Source organism: Legionella drancourtii LLAP12 (assembly GCF_000162755.2).
Classification (GTDB): Bacteria; Pseudomonadota; Gammaproteobacteria; order Legionellales; family Legionellaceae; genus Legionella; species Legionella drancourtii.
Genome location: NZ_JH413822.1, coordinates 25,452 through 45,869, shown reverse-complemented (window position 1 = coordinate 45,869; position 20,418 = coordinate 25,452). Strand labels below are relative to the sequence as shown.

Here is a 20,418-nt window from a genome sequence, read left to right as displayed (position 1 = left end):
CTGAAGTCTACGAGTTTGCTCATATTTTTCAATATGTTAACGACAAAATGTCAACACACCCTAGTAGTAGCTGGTGTTGGTATTGCAACTGTCATGTCGGGAATAGGACTATTTGCTACTGGTGCTAACAAAAATAGGCAAACAACCGCTGATGTATCTTTGGCTTTCTCAGACAGCCCTGTACATCCATAAAATTCTACTCTCTTAGAGACGCCCTAGCTGAACGCGCTCTAAGTGAATTAAAGAAATTTAAATCCCTATATCCAGAATTAAAAATTGGCACTATTCACACAACTCAAGGTAAAGAGTCAGATATTGTAATTTTAGTCTTAGGAGGAAATCCCCAAAGTTCAGGAGCAAAAAAATGGGCATCAGAGAGACCCAATTTATTGAACGTAGCCATTAGTAGAGCTAAAAGAAAACTTTATGTAATTGGAAATAGAACTCATTGGAAGGATTTTAATTATTTTGATCAAATGGCAAAAGATTTAGCTACTTTAAATGAGATTCAAGATGAAAATATTGTCCAGGCCGCAGCGCATAGTCAGACATTATTTTGCGCAGATAAGATAACAATAGACTAAAACAGTATAAAGGGGGTAAATCGCGTTCCTCAGTTCAAAGTATAAATTAATGAAAAACGATTTTACCTTTATTTTTCTTATCCTGAACTCAAGTAGATAAAAGCGACTTGCTCCTTTTATCTATGTTTTGCTAAAATTTATTTAAACTATTTAAGTGAATAGCCAATCATGCCTAAGATAGCAATATTTACCGATTTTGATGGAACCTTGACCTGCAGAGAAGGTTTAAAAACTGTAAATTCAGATTTTTACAACAGTCTTTTTTATATTCAACAAGGCCAATTAATATTAAAACCCACAAAAGAAATACAGGCTTTATTTGTGGACAAATTTGGTAAATACACCACTGGGTTTGATTATAAAAAAAAGGATAGTGATATCCTGCTGAGTTTGCAAGCACTTACATTTCTTACAGAATTATTAAAATCAGAGCATGTAGCAATCAATATTATTACTAAAAATTATAAAGAATATGTAGTGGCTCTATTAAGCTACCATGGATTTACCAATGAAGATATTGCCAGAATAATAATTAAGGATTCAGGTGACAAATATAAAGATGTTAAAGCAATAAAAAATGAAATGAAACCTATAGAAGGACAGATTCTTGCTTATGTTTTTGATGACAATAAGAACGATATGTCTCGAATGAATAAGGCTTTACATGGAACGCATTTTCAAGTAAAGACCTACGCAAAAAGCCCGCGACAATTTAAGTGGTCAGATTATTTAGAAGAGATAAAAGCAAAACTTAGTTCTGAGGAACGCTGCATAAGTGAAGTAGATGAGAAAAGCTTATCTGACACCGCGGGCAGATCTTCCCGTTTTTTCTCTGAACTTAGTATCGTAGATAAGATTAATGCTGACCAAGGTGAAAAACAAAATCGAACACTTGGAAATACCTAATAGTTTTTATCCTGATCTATTTGGGTTAGCATCGCTTTTACAATCCGACACCGCAGGCAGATCTCCCTGTTTTTTCTCTGAACTTGGTGTCGTAGATAAGGTTAATGAACCCAAAGCTACTGCGTTAGAATTCTCTGTAGATTTTAGGACTCTATTATATAGTTATTGACTGATCATGTTGCGGATGCTCATCATCTTTTGGCTCTGCAATAGTCTTCAATTGCTTTTTTAAGTGTCTCGTAGTACCAGTATTTTCGTGCACGCCAATTGCTTTTTCTAAAGGGGAAACTGGCACATCCATTACCGTAGATTTATCTACTTCGTGCTCAAATCCATCTTCAGCGGGGAACGCAAGCCCTGATTGCCCCTCATCTACTACAAGTTCTACTTTTGAATCGTGTTGATCTTCCAGAGTGTGCTCGCTAATTAGCCTTTTTCCTACATAGTCTCTGGGTTGTACTTCTTCTGCTTCCATCCTCACGATTATACCTGCCCCATCAAGAGCGATCTTGGCACGAACTTCAGTTGCTTCGTCAAGACCGTGCAATTGTTGACGTTGTTGTTCCATGTCAAGTAGCACATCGTAGAATGCTGGCGGCTTAAATGTCATTGTGACAGAAGCGGCAATCTTATTTTCAATTATTTTGGGTAGATTAAAATGCGCATCAAAAAAATCTTCCGCCAGCACTTCCTCGACAATAACCTGGTGTTCACGGAAAGTGCCAAAGAAGCGTTTAATGCCATCAATTAATTTTCTAATCGCGTGCAATTCTCCTTTTATTTCCTTAACTTTTGCAGCATTTTCGGCTAGTTTTTCTTTAACAATGCCATATTTTTCCCTGAGTACAGCAATTTCTCTTTTTCTCTGTGCCTTCAGCTCATCAATTTTTTCTTGAATACTAATAACATCTCTATCCATTTCAACTAACAACTCGTAGCTTGTTTGAAACATTCTTCGCTCTTGCCCATCTAAAGGTGCGAATTGAATATCGCGAACCTCATCTTTTTGGGGTGGTCTATAGTGTTCCAAAAGCTCCACCAGGGCTTTTTGTCCTGACAGTCGCTCCGCAGTCTCGTTGACCATAATCGCTATTTCTGCTTCCGTAGTTTGGACATTTTGGTTCGCTAATGCTTGTTTAATTGCAGTATTTATCTCTTGCTTAGAAATGGGATGGGTTTTAAAATCCAAAAGCCTTGCTGGGACAGTGTATTCATTTTTAACTACTTTGGTTTGTGCCAATTGAAGAAGGTTCTTATAAAACTCTGTTTGTTCCTCGCTGGGGTTTTCAGCAACAGCAATAAAACCGCCTATAATTTCATTGGTGATGTCCTCCTTCCATGCAGTAATATTCTTTTGTTGGTTAGGTCCGGCAGTTACAGAATAACACAATCTCGTCTTTGCTCGTTCTACAAAATAATCAAGATCAATTACGCCGCGCTCCTCCCCTAATTTACGGAATTTGGCTAATATTTTATCCTGAAGTACTTCTTGAGAAAGTTTGGGAGTTAGACTCCTGGCATCAATAATTTCTTTTTTAATAGCGGCTGTAAGCGTATTCCATGATTTATTTCTTTTCGTTTCCTCTTTCTGAGTCCCATCTATCATTTCATAATGAATGTCATAAAATAAATGAGTAAAAGATTCCTCGAAATCTTTTCCCCAGAATTTAACATGGTTATTGAGTTTTTGTTGTCTGCTCTTATTTCTCCCTCCCCCGACTTTAATATGGGATGGCTCTTGAGTAGCAGCATAAAGAGCATCCATGGGTAGTATATTAATTTTTTTAATATCACCCACACTCAATAAATATCTTTTTTCAAGAAGAGTAAAAATTTTAGCAATTTCTGCAGTTAATTTTTCATCCAATTCTACCAAAGATAATGCCTTAGCTTGATTCGTCTCATAAAGTTTTTGCACACAAAGTACAATAGCCGAGTCCATATCACCACACCATTGGCCATGAACACGAATACCATACTCAGGATTTTTCCCAAGTTTGTCGCGCCAATAGTCTAAGACATACTCATGGTTGTTATGAGTAACTACTCTCTTTTCTAGAAAAAATTGAATCGCCCCAGGGAAGCGATCGATTAACTTGTTCTTGCCAATTTCAATAACACTCGCTTTCTGAGCCTCTAATGCTTCTATTCGTTTGCCATAGTCTTCAAAAGTTTTTTTCATGCTTATACTAAGTTCTTTTTGTTCTTTTTTAAACGCTATGCGTTCTTTCATAGCAGCCTCATCATCCAGGGTAATTTGTGCTGCAATTTTCTTAATTTTGGGCTTATCCTCGGCGAGAATACGTTTGTTTAATTTTTCAGAAATAAACATATCAGCCAGAGTATCATCTGTACCTATCGAAATAGTTGTGCCTCTATTGTCATGTGTCTTACCATACTTATCGATAATTAGTTCATGTACTTCATTATTCTGGTTTTTGATTAACCTTGGTTTTTGTTTAATTTTTAATTGAATATCTTGTTGGTCTTTTCCAGAAAAACCCCATTTAGAGAAGTTAAATACAGCATCCCTAGCGGTTAAATTTTCAGCCTCTGTGTACGTTATATCCAAAGAGGGCTTAAGTTGTTCGGACGCGTACATTCCATCCAAAGATTGGGCTAACTCGGCAACAGTATCGCCTTTAACTTGATATCTAAATGCTGCAAAATTCAATTTTTTCAACAATGGATCGTTTAAGGAGAGCATTTCGATTCCAGTTATAGGCGCGATGACTTTTAATTTTGAGACAGTATTTAATTGGGTAAATCTTATATCATATAAGCTCCAGCCCGCAGCGGGTGATTCTTTAAATCGATTTGCCTCATCTTGGTTAATTAAAATGACTCTTGGATTGCCTTCTTTACGTGCCACAAAATAACGAACGGGAGGTATGGGTGCTTCACTATCTTCATCCTGTTTATAAGTTGAACTGCAACGAATAGGATCCTCTTCAGTAAGCAAGTTCTGCATATGGACTATCTTGCTCGCCAACGGTAATGCATTTATTTCATCCGCATTAGATAAATAATCAATAGAAACAGGAGCAAAGTCCAGGCTATGTTTTGTAAGTTTCGCCTCAACAATAACCTCTTCATGCTTAACCTCAGAAAACGAATGCGTTTGGGTTTGACCTTGGCTTTGACTTTGTGATTGACTCTGAGATTGACTTTCCGTTTCAACTTGACCTTCAGCCAAAGCATTACCACTTGCAGATGGAATCATAAATGTTTCACTTAATTGAGCTTCACGTCTTTTTATAATCCGCTCTTTCATTGCTGAGTAGGTATCTTTTACTTCAGGGGGGATAAGTTTTAACGTCAAGTCGTTTCTTGTTTTATTGACTGCACTATAAATAGCAATCATTCGCTCATCGAATGATGTTCTTAATTTTTTAACAAAATCTTCTTTCGTAGTTTCACCATACATACCCCCATATTTGCCCTTCAAATCAGCTGAACTATCCGAAATAAAAGGTGAGATTTCATTTAATTCGCTAAGACAATGACTAAATAAGTTAATTTGCTCTGGAGTCAAGTTGTCAAAATCCATTAACTGGGTTATCTCTGCCTGTTGCTGCAAAATGGCATTTTTGACTACCGAATCAAGCTCCATCATTAATACTGAAACATTGTTTAAATCACGGTTAAGTTCTTTCTGCCTTAACCAAAAGGCAATATCATTTCCCGTAAGTTTTTGCCCCTTACCAAGATTCAAGTCAACGATGATTTGCTCTTTCAACGTGTCAGGTACTGCTACGGAAAATGATTGACCCGCGCTCTTATCGACAATTTTTCTCATCCTCATAATCGCTTGTTTATAATCATTATTAGTTACGGTGAAATTCAAAGTTAAAACAGCATGAGCCCCATTCATCTGCTTAATGTCGGCACCGCGTGAATGACTTTGATCATAGTATGTAAAATAACTTCCATTCTGATCCGAATCACTCACCATTTCAGGAGTTAAATCAATTATCGTTTCTTTACCTTGCAGATTTACAGCAAGAACCTTTTTCATATTGGTCACATCATCGTAAAAAATAACCCCTTTTAACCCATTGAGTAGTGGTTCCTTATGATCTTTTAATTGCAGTGCAATTTCTCTTGCCACTGCGCGATTAGAGATCTTACATAATCCACCTACATCAATAAGGGTTCTTGAGTTGGTTAAAAACGACGAGGCCGTTAATTCTTTAATCAAAGCCGTTGTATAACCTTCAGGTGCTTTAGTAAAACCTGCCGTATCAAGCGATGTGGTTGTTTGACAATTATCTCTTCCCATAATGCCTAAAATCATATTTCCATCAGCGGCGGGGTCAAGCATGTTTTCTTTAAAATGTGATGAGGTATCACCCGCAGTGCCTGAAAATCCAATGACCGAATCCTGAGTTGTTCCTTGCTCATAGCGATTACTGTTTGCTTTTCCAGAATCAAATTTTATCTGCTCTTGAATAATGGTGCGTGCTAACATTCTTCTCAAGGCCGCCCCCTTATCAAGCACGGCAAAGTACTTTTCTCGTTCTGCGTTTCTAAAAATTGGATCTTCTATTTCCGCCAACTTTTTAAGCTCATTAAAAATAACGACAAACTCAGGTTCAATATATTGACCTGTAGGATCTAAAAAGGGCTTCTCACCAACGCCACTTCGAAAAGAGTCAATCAAAAACTCCAAATGAGGTAATTCATGTATTTCGGTTCGCGGATCAAGATAATACAAAAAAGTTGTGATTGCAGTCACCTCAGGATTGTCGAACCTTGCCCCTTGTGGTTTTGGTGTATTTGCCGCTGAATAGGGAATAGTAATTAATAATGGTTTTGTGGAGGCCGTTTCTTTTCCAGTCCTAAGCGCATCGTAATCATACAACTTCGAGCCATCATTAGCATTTTGAAACCAAACTCCAAAGTCAGTACCCGGTTCTTTTTCAGTAAATATACTGAACATGACGGGATCAGTGAGAATGGCGCGTATTAAATAAACTTGCGTACTATTAGCAGCATTTACTGCAAGGGGTTGCTCTGCTTGCAAAGAGGTAACGTAATGCAAAATACTATGAGCGTCATCATCGTTAATATTAAGTTTTAGAAGTAATACCTCAGCTAACTTAGCGGGCGTTCTATTATCTGCCCTGCGTACTGTTTGGGCAATAACCTCTAATGGATAAATTTCTGCTGGATTAAGCGCAATTTTTTCACCTACAGTATAGTTTACATCCGTTGTTGCACTATCTTGGGTAACATCTAATTCATCAAAGATTGAAACGGTTGTTAAGGAACGAATTTCATTAAGTAATGAAATACACGCCATGAGCTCTTTTCGTTGTAAGGTTTCTTTAGGGTTAAGTTTAAGTAACATATCTAAAAAAATCTTAGCTTGGCACTCCATGGAATTACGCACACTTGGGGCTTGCACAAGCACTTCTCGTTCCGCTCTGACCTTCTCATATAATGAGCGTCTTTTTCGCAAATCTTCCTTAATATTTTGGAGGGATTTTAATCGCGGACTATCCACACCCATCTCCGGTTGAGGATCAACCGCTACTCGATAACGTTGGAAATCATCTTTTACAGCACGTCCACCCAATAAATTACTTAAGGTTGAAGACATGTCGGCAGCATTTGTTTCAAGCGCAGATTTTGGCACGATAAAACGAACCAGCTTTTCTCCAGTCTTATACAGAGCAACCAACGGTAATAGTGTGGTCTTACCAAATCCCATCCTGGCTTGCGCTGAGTCAATTTTATCAGGATTGCTTTCATCATCAAGAAGTAGTCCGCGGAAGATATTCACCTGGCGCGTAGTACAGCGATGACAAAATTCAGATTCAAAAAGTAGAAATGCGCGTTGCATTTTTCGTTCTTGCTCAACTACGATGGGAACGGTTGCGCTTATATCTAACGCAATTTCAGAATCGAGTAATCGGTCGAGTTGGTAATTTCTTTTAATATGCAACATGGAAACTGCTTTTGCAGTGTCTCCCATTTTGAATGTATTTTGCACATCATTGAAGTGATCCAACTCGGTCTTATAGTATAACAATCGAGTCATCCCGTTGTTCACAGCAATCTCAACTTGCTTAAGATCTGTTTCAGGGGGAAATTGAGCAAGAATTCTACTGTAATCATTGAGGAGATAAGCCGCATTAAGCTCTGCAAAAGTAATTCGTGGAGACGAATCAGCTAAAATAGATTCAATCTTATCTTGAGCCAGCAAATACTCTATATTGCATTGATTTTGTGCTTCGGTGATTTTTTGAATTAATTCAGTTCTAGCGCCCTCTTTTATCGAATAGGTTCCACCACTAACCGCGGTTTGGTATAAAAATGTTTCCAGTCTATCAGAAATGGCATGTATCTCACTTCGAGCAAAACCTTTTTCAGCAAGGTAACTTGCAATTTTCGGAGCAGAATAAAATGCACTGGGATGACGTGCTATCTGGTATTTGTCTGTCGCTTCTGCCCCAACAGCACGAATCCATCCTTCGCTCACCATTAAATTAAATAATTCGGCAACATTTTTTTTGCTTAACGCGCCAATTCCCGCATGCTCTGAGGTTACATTAAATAACTTACCCAGAGTTTGTGCATTAAATACCCCATAGTTTTCGTAATAATATCCATCTTCCTGCGCTTGTACAGATTCTTTAAACGCACCTAAATCGCGATGTAAACGATTTGCAAGATCACGCTGAGCAGCTTCAACGAGTGTATGAGGATCTGCATATAAGTCAAATTGAACTAACGCGCGCGCACCTATTGACTCAATAGGCATATCAGTCGTTTTTGTATTGAGGCTTAGAGGTTTTTTATCGCCTGTTGGCACCGTGGTTATCGGTTTAGTAAAAAATTGTTGTAAAGTATCCTCTTTAAATTCAGAGTTTATTACTCGCCACAGCTCAGAAAACTGCGCTAATGGAAATCCTTGTGCTGCGTTTCTTAATTCGTTCACTTCATCACGAAATACGGTTAATAGCTTATTATAAGCATCTCTATCCCATGTATCTAATTTTCCTGTAGCACAAGCTCCTCGTTCTAATAGATGATGTTGAAGTTCCACGCCAATCAGCATAATTAAGGCAGATCGCTCTTCCATTGTGAATCGCCCTGCTTTTTTCAATTTTGTAAATTGTTCCTTGAGGTTTCTTAATTCGTCTAATTCACTAGACTTCAAAGGGAGTTTAGGAACATTGGCGCCCAATAATTGGGTCAAAAGTGCAGTTTTACCGTCTATTGAGCCCAGATAAAGAATGCTTTGCAAGTTTTTAGCTTTTAATCCATCCACTGTGTCATAATAGGCGCGCAAATAATCTGCTTCAGCATAAGCTTGAGTAAGCGCTTTTTTCCCATTTAAATAAGCTTGTTTCGCCAGGTCATAATTAATCGCTAGTGTAGCTCGATTTTTCCCACCATCCTGAAATTCCTTATAGGTGGCGTGCATAACCTTTGTTAAATTTATCTGTGCCTCTTCAAGGGCTATAATTTGTGGTGATTTCGCAACAAAAACGAAGTATTCTGGAGTTGTAATTTCTTGTATTTTAGACCTACACTCCTTAATCTTCTTAACAATTCGCGCCTTGGCTTGGCTGTTGAGCAAACCTGAACCAGCTATTTGCGACAGCTCTGTGTTTAATTGCTGTATTTGCTCTTTCAGAGCATTTACTTCCTGCTCCTCAGAAAAAGATAATTCTTTGACAGTATATGCGCTCCCCTCTTTCGTTACACTAAGATGCCTTCTTGATGTCGTGTCAACAAAACGATGACTATCTGAAAGAAAATAATCTTGCCCATTGTAAATCACAAATTTAGCAATGGATGGCACATATACCGTGTTTTTATCAACACGGATCAGTTCATCAATCGGGAAAATCTTAGATAAATCGTGGGCAATGAATTCCTCATTCGCATCCAAGTTTATAAAAATTTCCTGACCACGATAATCTAATAAGCTACCGCTCCAGATGTCACTGCCCTGACCTTTTGCCAATTTTAATATAGGTCTGAAGTCAGTAGTGTAACCATGTATTGCGCCTGCGGAATCCATAAAATAATGTTCTGCGTTAAGTCTTCTTTTTAATGCAATGGGTAGTGAATCCATATTATCAGGTTGGATATATTGAAGCATTTTAGAACGGCCATCTAAGGTTTTTAATTCGCGTTGAATAACAAGACTTCCATCTTTTTGTGGCGTTATAGATGCTTTTATTTTATTGTCGTTTCCCTCTACATAAATATATCCTCCGTCTTGAGGCTTAAAGGGAAGCTTTTCAATCCCTAATTCGTGTAATGCTATATTTGCTTGAATATAAGCGGGTATCACACCTAATTTATTATTACCAAGATAAATAACACCATGTAACACGTCCAAGCGTTTATTGTCTCCCAAAGAGATGAAGCCCGGCAGATCTTTAGTAGCAGTTGGTATCGCGGTAATAGTTACTTTGGCCCCATCAAATTTTTTATCATCTACATACTTACTAAAAATGTCATTAAATTGTTTTGCACGATTATTTTCATGCAAATTACTTGAGAATTGCATTAATTTTTCTTGAAGTTTATTGATATTTTCCTGTACTAAAGCCATTTCTCTCGTAAACTCAAAATTCTTGTTAAGATTAGCAAGAGTGTCTTCAGCTGCCTGATCAAAAATTAATTGATAGGCTAAATTAGCACAGATAAATTGAGCATAGAGCGCATCTATTTTAACCTGATCGACGATTTTTTTGTTTTGCTCATTCTCAATTTTGAGTGCACATAGATTCACGTCCTTAGCAAATCCAAATAACCTGTCCGTAGCATCGAGTTTCTTTGGAGTTAAAGGGTTATCCTTGGTTAAGGAATCAACAAAGTTGTCTGCTTCTGTTGTTGATGGACTATCTGTAGTGGTAATTGCTTTAAATGCTCTGGGATCAATATTGGCACACTTGAGTAAAACGTCCTCGATAAATACTTCATGAGAGACTTTAAGTGCACATGGATTCTTTCTTTGATTAAACGTCAGGGTCTTTAAAAAATTTAAAAGCTCACGTTTTTCTTTTTCTGTGGTGGCATTTCTAAACGCATCCAACAAGGCTCTATCAAAAAACTCCCGGCCTTGTGTACTATTTATTCCATCCCTTGAAAGAAGAAACTGTTTATTTGCATAATAGGTAATAAATTGGTGTGCCAATAAAGCATCACCATTACGCATACCTAAACGCTCCGCTAATTTACGCAATTTGGCATCGACAGCCTTTTCTTTACCATAGGCGGTTAATGCGCGTTGTAATCCTTTTTGCCCTTCATACAAACCTTCTAAACTAACTGGAGAATCATGAAGAGCACGTTCAACTTTGGTTAATAAAGTACTATCAACAGGTTTAGTTCCATCAGGAGTTAATAACGAAATTTTTGCTGAAATCGCCTCATCACGCGGAATTATCAATTTTTCCCATTGTTTGATAATAGAGAAGAATTTTGGATTTACCTTTGCATCTATTGCCACATCAATTTGTGACAAATTCAACTTTATTAAATTCGTTAGCAGTTGCGTTCTTTGCATATTCTCTAACTTTGTGAACGCCTCATTAAGGGACTCATCTTCGTCATCTGCTGCATAGCGCTCCAACATGCTAGTGGCTATCTCGGTTATCAACTCGGGGGCTGAAGGATAGGATAAATTAAAGATCGTGGAGGCGGCAGAATGACAAAATTCGCTAATACGTTCACTTCTATTTTCTAAGCCATTAAAGGTTTTTAATTTATTTAAATAAACTGAAACCGCTCTAAAATAGTGCGCACATTCTTCTTTTCCTCCGTCTCCTTTCAACGTAGGCATTGGATTTTCTCGTAAAAATTTTAACGTGCTGCCATCGATCACGGTTCTTTGATAAAGACTTAAAAACTCCATATTGGGGGGTACAAAACGTGCGAAAGTTGCTGCTTCATGTTGTCTTTCTAAATCTTTACTTTTGAGCTGACTTGGAACAGCAGCAAGAGTATCCACTTTTGGTTTCGCAATAAGAACATTCGCTTCTTTACGCTTGGCTGCTTTAAATTTTGTTGCAACAACCGCTACCGCCTCTTTATGCTTTTCACGAATAGCGTCTATATCGATTGGCTTCCAGCCAAATTCCAGGGTTTGACTCGTAGTGAGATCAATGGGATATCCTGCTTGTTGGAGCGCTGCGTATTTAATGTTGGCTTTTTGTGTCAAAAAGTGATGGAAAGCATGGTTAATCGCAGCGGTAAGCTCGGAGGCACTTGCCTGAATATGATGTAATTTCTCTGGGTTTTCATGTTTTAACCAGAGGGCAAACAGCTTACGAACCCATTCTTTTTTAATTTCCCCCGCTATGGCTTGTTTACTGATTCTTTCTGCATGCGTATCAATTTTTATATATTCATCATTTCCACTATGAAGCAAATCAAGAGTACTTGCATCATAAGTATTTGTACTTAATATAACTTTTCGTTCTACAATCTCAATGACTTTTGTTTTAAGCTTTTGGTTTAAACTTTGGATTTCTTGGAATACTGATCCAGGTAAGAACGAACTTTTTCCTTGTTTGAAAAATTCAGCGCGCTCTAAAGGAGATTGAGTGTACAGATCTCTATTTCTGTGCTTTTCTGTGCCGATTCTTCCAGCGGACAAGTCATCTAATATGCGATACGCTGCATTGGTCTCCAGATGATGGCTAATAATGCGTGCTCGGAATCGATTAATTTCCGTAACACGCTCATTAGCCTCATGCTCAACCTCATCCACTTCAAAGGTTTTCATGGCTGTTTGCAAGTGTTGATGAACCATTTCAATCTCTTGAGCCGCAGCGGTAAATGCATGACTTATTTGGTTGATCGTTTGCAAATTAGAAGTTCTCGCTTTTAATCGCTCAAGGGTATCTTTTGCTTTGGCAATTCTATTTTCTGCCGCGCCCGCAACGGTATAATCCCCCTTAAGATTTTCAATTTTTCGGGTAACAGAATCACGCAAATTCTCGAGTTCTTTGCCCTCTTTTCTCAGTAACCCTAAACGCGCCTCCATATTTTTTAATTTTACCGAATTTTTTCCCTTACCAATGGTTCGCTGTTCCTCGTCAATTTCTTGAGTAATTGAATTAATAATTATGTGCAATTGGCCAATCATTTGCGTCAATTTTTCTTGATTTTCAGAAAGCCTGACAATAGTCGATTTTAGCGATGTAGTGGCTTGCTCAACAGTCACGGCAAGTTTATCGACAAACGCTTGACGTTGGGCAGCAGAAACGATTTTAGTATATCGTTGTTCGAGAGCAGGCGACGCATTGCGTAAGAAATCTAAAAGCCCAACAACTTTAGAATTTGTAAGTGACTCTCTATTTTTTACTACCAGGTTAAAAAAGGTAGCTTTATCAATTTCTTTTCGTATGCCACCGACCATTAATTCGATTTTAATATATTCTTTTCGCGCACCGCCAGAAGTAAAAGTAACAACATTTGCATCTTTCAATTCCTTTATTGTTACATGTCTTGCATTCCAGCTACTTGCATGGGATAAGCGCTCACGCTCGGAGTGTATATGTCGTTCCTTAACACTTAATTTTTTGATCTGATGATTTATTAATTGTATGCTCGCTTTCCAAGCAAGCGCATTGGCATGCTCGCTTAATTTTTCCAATGCTTTTGGCGCAACCTTCCCCTGCTCATCGGTCTTTAAAGGCATTACCCCTGAGGTCCAAATAGCAGGATCTTGGTTAATAACCGAGGAGATAAAATACTTATCAATGTCTTCCGGCCTGGATTTTTGTAAATATAAATATAAATCTTGAGCATGAGTAAAAATTTTCGCATTGATCCGATCTATAGCAGGCTGATTTTCGGACTTCTGCTCGCGAACCAGTTGCTCTTTTACGGCAAGCAACGCATTAAAATAGGCCTGATAATATTCATTAGTTGGCGGTTTTTTTAATTCGCATAAGCGCATAGATACTTCATAAAGCTCCGCTGGAGAAAGATATTCAGGCTCAAGACTCCTGAGCATTTCTTTATATTCCGCGCTCACAAATCGCGGTGCGTGTTCGCTTTGTTGCGCGCCTTTTTTACCACAAACATCATTCAATATACCTTCTTTTTGCTCCACCAACATAGCCAATCTAACTTTTTTATACGTTGACTTACCAAGCTCATATAATTCGCAGGATTGTGCTTTTTTGGCAAAACAGTTTTGTGTATTTTGTGGTCGTTGTAATAACTCTTGAAATTCTGGTGGCGCATCCTCGGCAGAAATGGAACTAAAGTTTTTTAGATAATTGGCATACACCTCACTCTGAGCATCTAAAGCACGCAACCTCTCGAAATAGCCCATGTGGCTACGTTCTTCCATCGTAGAATGCTTCAATTGTAAATCAATATGCGTTTGTGCCCAACCAGCCATAGAATTGGAACGAACCAATTTACTTAAATAGTCTAATCCGGTGGCATCTTGTAAACGTTCTTGGGGAATAGAAAAAGTTAATGCATTCTTTCCCATTGACTCATTACCCATGCGTACTAATCGAAAGAGTCCGACCAACGAGCGAAAGAAATCGCCAATAATTCTGAATATATTTTTATTAGTATCTCTTAGAGCCCGAATCCCCCCTCTTCTAAGTGCAGTATTTTCTAAAGCGCCAGAAGAATCATAAGTCGATAATTTTACATTGCTGCCTTCTTTTTTTATCACCAGCTGCATCGAATGGCCTTCTAGACCAGTCTCAAGATACAATGACTCCCCATCTTTTAAGCCATTAATTGCTTCTTGTAAGGCCCTACTGGCTAAATCAAGTTTAACCTCAAAAGCTTTTTGTTTTTTATCAAATTCATGTTCTACCTTTTTGTAACCGCCCTTTTCTTCTCCTTTTTTTTCATCATTGGCAACGTACCCTCCCCAATCGTCACCTAATTCCTTCAATATATGACCTAAATCTCGAGTACGGTTCAAATTTCGATAATAAAGCTCGAGCTGAGCCTTTTCTGCCGTTGATACATTCAATCCATACTGCTGAAATGCTTCTGGGCTCTGTACTAATTTACCAATCACCTCGGATTCCATCGCCGTCACCAGATCAGGAAACCCTCCTGTAGAACAAGCATGTTCTCCCTTTAAAGGGTTCCCATCGACATCATCAAGTACACCTTTAATTGCAGCGTATACTTTTTCAATTGTTGCATTGTCATCATCTTTTTGTGTTAAGGATTCAATAACGGTACGCAAATCGCGATGATATTTATTTTTTGTTCCTGAAACCATCTGTGATGCCAAGACCATTCCAAAACGGGTATGGAGCGTTGTTTCAATACCTTCTTGATCGCGTTCTTTCATGCCACCATCTTTGGTTAGCCCCGTGTTTATCGTAACATTCTGAGCCCCTCGAAGGCGCATCTGGTCTAAAATAACCTTTTCTTCTTTTGAAAGCGGAGGGACAACTGTCGTATTTTGTGGTGTTTTCTGGGCTTTACTAGCAAATAAGTAACTGCCTAATTGATACAAGCCATATGGGATTATACCTAGGGTATATCCTATACCTTTAATAAGACCGACTCCTCCCCTTGCAAGCACCGCTCCTACTTTAGATAAAAAACCTGGTTCGCGTTTTGCTGCTTCTACAGGAGATTGGACTGGAGGTGTCAGCTCTAAATTAATTTGTTTGATATTTTTACTTATGTTCTGCCATACACCTGATTCCCATTGAAGGTTCCCATTAATTGTTCTCCAATTCTCTTTATATGCTTCTTTCTCAGCTGTTGGGGAAACTATCGGTTGTTCTGATGTACTTTTCCGACTTTTCTTTTCAGCATCTAAACCAATCCATAATGCCTCTACTGTCTCATCAAAACTCATCGTACGTAATTTATGTTCAAGGACAAATAATTCATCATCGGTTGCTCTTTTCAAAAAGAGATTTCTTGCGGCCTCAGTAGTTAATCCTAAAACCACGTCCGCGGTCAGATTTTCAAATAGCACTTTAAGCTGATCACTGATACTTTGACTTTGTTGAATCACACTGGATATGACGGCGTCTTTTTCGGAGCTTAAATCGAATTGTTTTTCCCGCTCAATTAAAATTCTCTTGAGTTGTCTTCTGCGGTCTAAATTCATTATTTGAGGCAAAATTTCTACGTGAAGTATTTTAACTTCATCAATACTCATTTTTTTTGCGTAGAATTCAATTTGCTGAATATCTAGATTGGAAAATATATCTGCAACTTCATTAACATATTTGGTCATCCAAAGTACCTCATACTCGTTACCATTCGATCTTTTACCCGGGATTGAGGGGGAGTTAGTTAAAGACATAACTTAACCGTTCACATAAGTGATGCAGTTGTTATAATTTTAGAACAATATGGGTTAATTTGGAATTGGCAAGTTATTTTTTATTTTTATTGCTTGTTTTTTAGATAGTTAACTTATTTTTCTTCTAGATTAAATAATATTTATGACGGTACATTGCGCTCACGTGCAGCCACAAAGATAGGTATCCCATTAGCTTGCTGAGACTTAAAAAATCCCACTTGACTCGCTTTAACTAATCCTTGATTTTTTTCCTCAAGATTATTAAGCATTTGATAGAGCCCAGTAATGCCATCAAGAGTCAGAGCATGACAATTGCTGAAAAAATCAGTTTTTTCAGAAGATAAACTCAATTTATTGCGAACAAGATTATGAAAAGTGAAATCATCTGTATATTGAGCCCCATACTTATTTGATAAATAGCGCTCAAATTCATGCTTTTTTTTATCATCAATATTCAGTGATACCAGAAGCCTCTTACTGCCGTTGCACAAGTCATGAGTATTGATAATGTAATCATCAAATGCTTCTTTAAATGATCGTTGATTCTCTTTATTAATTTGCGCTTGAAAATGGCCACAAGCAAAATTTCTTATTTCCTCTAAAATCATGTCTTCTGTTAAGATATTAATGAGAGGATGCCCGATAACCGATTGAAAGAGCCTGCGCTTTACACCAGAAAAACAAGAAGGTCGATCGCCAGTTAAATCATCATATTCTTCTTCTTTTCCTCTTGCATTAACACGGATTTTATCCCAATTATGCGCGCGACCAATCAGTGCCAATTCATCAATAAAGTGATCAAGTCGAGTTTCCAGAGTATGGCCATCGGCAGCTGGTATTGATTTATCACCAGCAGCTAACCAGAACATGACGATTAGAGGTTGATACTCTGCAAAAGTAGACCATTGCTCGAAAGTCGTTTCATTGAAATAAACGTAAGGAGCCTCAGGATCCATCCAGGGATTAGGCTTTGCAATATAACGCCATGCGGTATGGTCTTTGTGTTGGTAATAAGCCGTTAAAGCTTGTTGATATTCCTTTTCACTAAGCCCTAGTTTTTGTAATTCAACAAAATCCATGGGGAGTATCATTTTCTCATCGTGATCATTGAGAAGGAATGCTGGTTTCGCTTCATAGCGTAGTCTTAATTGCGCACGCAAATCATGCATGAGTTTATCAACACCGATTTTTTTCAGGATTGGAGCATAATGCCGAATTGTGCCATCTAGACGTTGCCGTTCTCCTTTGGTCAACGCGGTCATGGACGATTCGCGATCTCTAGCCAGTTGTGCTAAATCCAATTGCCCGCCCACTTCGGCACGATAAAAATTGTTTTGCTCTGCGAGTATCCTTATTTCGGAACTATTTAAAAGAATGGATGCCGCTTCTTGATTACCGATCGTTAAAGCAAGTCGCACCAGTTCATTGGATTGCCCTACGGTGACGGCACGGTGTGCTAATGCTTTTACGGAAGGTATGGTCAATAAAAAACGTATCTCATCATCTAGTGTACGATCATTACGACGAATTAGATTTCTTATCATATAAAAACAAATTTTTGCCTGCTCAGGATCAGCAATATCAAAAACACTATGAGCAGGAACATTCAGTGCATCACGATGGAGGGCCGTAAGTTGTTGTGTAATGAAGGGGGTAATGCTGAGATCACCGTATTCATGCATGTGCATTTCAGCATAAGCCAATAAATTACTGTGTCTTGAGAGCATCCATTTACTTACTTCAAGATAGCCATTTTCAATGGTTTTACGATAAGCATCAAAATTCACCGCTTCTACCATTTCCTTAACTAAGTCAGGGGCTTTAGCTTCCAAGTGCTTTAATAGTTCCCAATAACCATTTACGGCTCCCGCTCTGTAAGCACAAAAATCTTGTGCCTTAATCATATTCAGGACCAAATCAGGTACTTTTGCTTCTAAATAGTTCAGAACTTCGATATGGCCGTTTTGAGCGGCCTTCTTATAAGCAGAAAAATTCACCGCGCTAATCATTTTTAAAGTGACATCAGGGGCTTTGCTTTCCAAGAATTTTAATACATTAATATGGCCATTTTCAGCGGCTTTTCTATATGGAAAAAATTCATTATCCGCGATCATCTCTTGAATATCGTCATTATGTCCTAGTGTAAACTCATGCAAAAGAGTTACATTTCCTAAAACAGTTAATAATGAAAATACATTGTTTTTATTTAAATTAAGTACCGTAGCAACCTGTTGCAGCAGTGCTAAATCATCAGGAAAACTTAATGCAATACCTAACCAGGCTTGTTTTTTCAACCATTGGTCATTGAGCTTTGAGACTGATTTATATAAGTGTGAAATTAAATCCATTGGCTTGGCTTTCATAAGCGAAAGCACGGTATCATCTAGAGTTTCGTAAAATAATTGCTCATCACGCCACATCGACGAGGGAATAAGTTTTGCCTGCCTATGTTTCATCCGCTCTGCGTCTGTTTTGAATCTTAGCATATTAGCTCACTAAAATAACTCCATTATGTTTGATATAATATCATATGATATGGAATTTAAATTCCCATTTTTCCATCCTCTCCTCACAGAGAATGGGGACGGTCCCTAATGTATCCGGATGTATCATCTTACAACGCACGAGCACAACGAACGCCAAGCAAGAAATCCTTATTGCCATGTCCCTGATAGCTGCTGCCGCCACCTGTAGCAAAATACTCAAACCATGCAGAGAAAGAGGGATATTGCGAGGACTCGGTAGAACTCCAATAGTTACCTGGGGTTGATGAATTGCCACCTGCAGTCAAACCACCAATATTACCATTATCTACTAAGTTAGATTGCATATTTTGCGCTACAGGAGACGCTTGGCTGCCACAATTAACGCCGCCATAACTTGCACCATACCCCATTTCACAAATCGCCGGCAGGTACCAGTTATTATATCCATCCATTGATGATGTCGCGCATAATCCAGCCGCATAGGTACTGGCTAACTCGCTATCCTGCATTGTTAATATTTGATAAATCAGATAAGTATTACCACCTGGAGCAGGACTTGCTAAATTTGTACCATTAGTGTCACTATAAGAATTAGTGATGTAACAATTATTACTAACACAGCCACTACTGGAATCCCAAACAAGACCACTAGTAGTCGCACTGTCGGCTGTTGCTACTACCGTTCCACCAATACTGCCAGTATTCACAGTGGTATCATCCACTGAATAAAGATAACCTCCCTGATAAATACAGCCATATCCCAGAACCACTACATTCGCCGAGGTTGGGCTTGCGTTACTCGCACTCACGGAGATTATCCCCGGAATTGGGGCAATTCCCGTGGTACATGCCGCATTGCCCACTCCGGAAGTAGCTGTAGCACCGGGAGTCACTGTAATCATGCACGAACCACCAGCAGACAATCAAATCGGCTGATTTTTTATAGCTGCTGTTAAAAACACAAAGATCATTTACTTGAAATGAAACATTCTTTTTGACTCTATGCTTCTATGCAAATTCGATCATATTTTCAGCGGAATCTAAGCCAAGAATATGACCATTTGGTACGTATTCACTCAAAACATCGACCAATTTACCTGTACCACAACACGCATCAATAATATGTTCTTCTCCTGTGGGTGGATATTGACTTAAAAAGTGCATAACAACTGATTGGGCAGTCGCGATTTGAGGAAGTGATTGATCGTATAATTCGGCTGAAACAGTGTATTTCATAGCATGGTTATCCTTAATCCAATAACTTGATTTTTATAGCTTTATAACGCTGGAATTATAAAGTTAAGTAGGCATAGTTTTCAAGTTTCTAAAACTACAGAAGATGGTTTTATTCAGATAGAGATCCCGCCCTGCATTTTATCTCGTCTGTAATTACCATGTAGTTAATCGTCCTTGATTACTTAGTCTTAGCAAAATATCATAAAATTTTTTCTTTTATAGCTCGCAGGCCATGCTTGCCAAATTAATACCTTATGTAGTACATTTAGCCTGTTGATAATTTGTGATGAAGTTATTGATTATAATGGAATAAATTATTAAAAATAAAAAGCCAACTTAAAATAATGGAATATATGACAATGAAATTGACTAACTCATCTGCTTTTCGCAAGCTATTTATTAAAAAATTATACCTCTTTATTTTTCTTTTTACAGGATTACTCATATTGGCTCATTCTAGCTACAGCAGCGAGCTTTATTTTCTCTGTGGTCCTGACGAGGATGGATGTTATGAAGGAATTTATCAATATTGTACGTGTACTCCCTATAATGATATTGAAGCGAATAATCTCTACTGCTTCAATTTTGATAACCTAACTTGCACCCCCTTATCACAAACGCCTAATTGCGATCCCTCTCTTATTTATCGAAACCAAGGTGAATGCCTAGCAACTATATTCCAAAGTGAAGCCACGCCTCCCTGCACTATTAAAACACATTCTTTTTGCATGGAGCATCACACCAGCATCTGTGATCCTAATGGTCAACCTGATAGCTGTCACTAATACCCGATATCAAAGTCTAGACAGAAAGTAGTCTGCACGTACCATATTAATTATAGTTGTCTTCCCGATTAAACATTTATGACTTAATTAGGGGCTGTTGACATTTCGCTAGATTGAGCCAGAATGAGTTGATT

Annotated in this window: 8 protein-coding genes; 4 read left to right on the top strand and 4 right to left on the bottom strand. The window is 38.2% G+C overall.

Annotation, left to right across the window (positions count from 1 at the left end):
- The 3 genes from LDG_RS20225 to LDG_RS08775 all read left to right on the top strand — a co-directional run.
- The coding region (locus LDG_RS20225; RefSeq protein WP_233491443.1) for a hypothetical protein at nucleotides 1–192 on the top strand (192 nt) is incomplete at its 5' end.
- The gene (locus LDG_RS20525) at nucleotides 156–584 is read left to right on the top strand and encodes an AAA domain-containing protein (RefSeq protein WP_083821405.1); all 429 of its coding nucleotides are present in this window, start codon (nucleotides 156–158) and stop codon (nucleotides 582–584) included. The genes LDG_RS20225 and LDG_RS20525, both read left to right, overlap by 37 nt.
- A 168-nt stretch (nucleotides 585–752) precedes the next feature.
- Nucleotides 753–1,490, top strand: a complete 738-nt coding sequence (locus LDG_RS08775; RefSeq protein ID WP_006870934.1) for a hypothetical protein — start codon at nucleotides 753–755, stop codon at nucleotides 1,488–1,490.
- A 154-nt stretch (nucleotides 1,491–1,644) separates the two neighbouring features.
- Here LDG_RS08775 and LDG_RS08765 read toward each other — a convergent pair whose 3' ends face one another.
- The 4 genes from LDG_RS08765 to LDG_RS08750 form a co-directional block, all read right to left on the bottom strand.
- Nucleotides 1,645–15,777 (bottom strand): DUF3638 domain-containing protein, encoded by a 14,133-nt coding sequence (locus tag LDG_RS08765; protein ID WP_233491442.1) that lies wholly within the window; start codon nucleotides 15,775–15,777, stop codon nucleotides 1,645–1,647.
- Between the two features lie 140 nt (nucleotides 15,778–15,917).
- Nucleotides 15,918–18,263 carry a hypothetical protein gene (locus LDG_RS08760; RefSeq protein ID WP_199484666.1) on the bottom strand — a complete coding sequence of 782 codons (2,346 nt, stop codon included), beginning with the start codon at nucleotides 18,261–18,263 and terminating at the stop codon, nucleotides 15,918–15,920.
- Nucleotides 18,264–18,391: 128 nt separating this feature from the next.
- On the bottom strand, nucleotides 18,392–19,165 hold the full coding sequence (locus tag LDG_RS08755) for a hypothetical protein (protein ID WP_006870930.1): 774 nt from the start codon (nucleotides 19,163–19,165) through the stop codon (nucleotides 18,392–18,394).
- A gap of 106 nt (nucleotides 19,166–19,271) precedes the next feature.
- Complete coding sequence (locus LDG_RS08750) at nucleotides 19,272–19,499, bottom strand: methyltransferase domain-containing protein (protein WP_006870929.1); 228 nt, start codon at nucleotides 19,497–19,499, stop codon at nucleotides 19,272–19,274.
- 359 nt (nucleotides 19,500–19,858) lie between these two features.
- Here LDG_RS08750 and LDG_RS08745 point away from each other — a divergent pair, with 359 nt between their 5' ends.
- The gene (locus LDG_RS08745) at nucleotides 19,859–20,284 is read left to right on the top strand and encodes a hypothetical protein (protein WP_233491441.1); all 426 of its coding nucleotides are present in this window, start codon (nucleotides 19,859–19,861) and stop codon (nucleotides 20,282–20,284) included.
- Nucleotides 20,285–20,418: the final 134 nt, after the last annotated feature.

Bases quoted from the DNA above. Each gene is read 5' to 3' on its own strand.
- LDG_RS08775 (WP_006870934.1), top strand. From the start codon at position 753: ATGCCTAAGATAGCAATATTTACCGATTTTGATGGAACCTTGACCTGC.
- LDG_RS08765 (WP_233491442.1), bottom strand. From the start codon at position 15,777: ATGTCTTTAACTAACTCCCCCTCAATCCCGGGTAAAAGATCGAATGGT.
- LDG_RS08760 (WP_199484666.1), bottom strand. From the start codon at position 18,263: ATGCTAAGATTCAAAACAGACGCAGAGCGGATGAAACATAGGCAGGCA.
- LDG_RS08755 (WP_006870930.1), bottom strand. From the start codon at position 19,165: ATGATTACAGTGACTCCCGGTGCTACAGCTACTTCCGGAGTGGGCAAT.
- LDG_RS08750 (WP_006870929.1), bottom strand. From the start codon at position 19,499: ATGAAATACACTGTTTCAGCCGAATTATACGATCAATCACTTCCTCAA.
- LDG_RS08745 (WP_233491441.1), top strand. From the start codon at position 19,859: ATGAAATTGACTAACTCATCTGCTTTTCGCAAGCTATTTATTAAAAAA.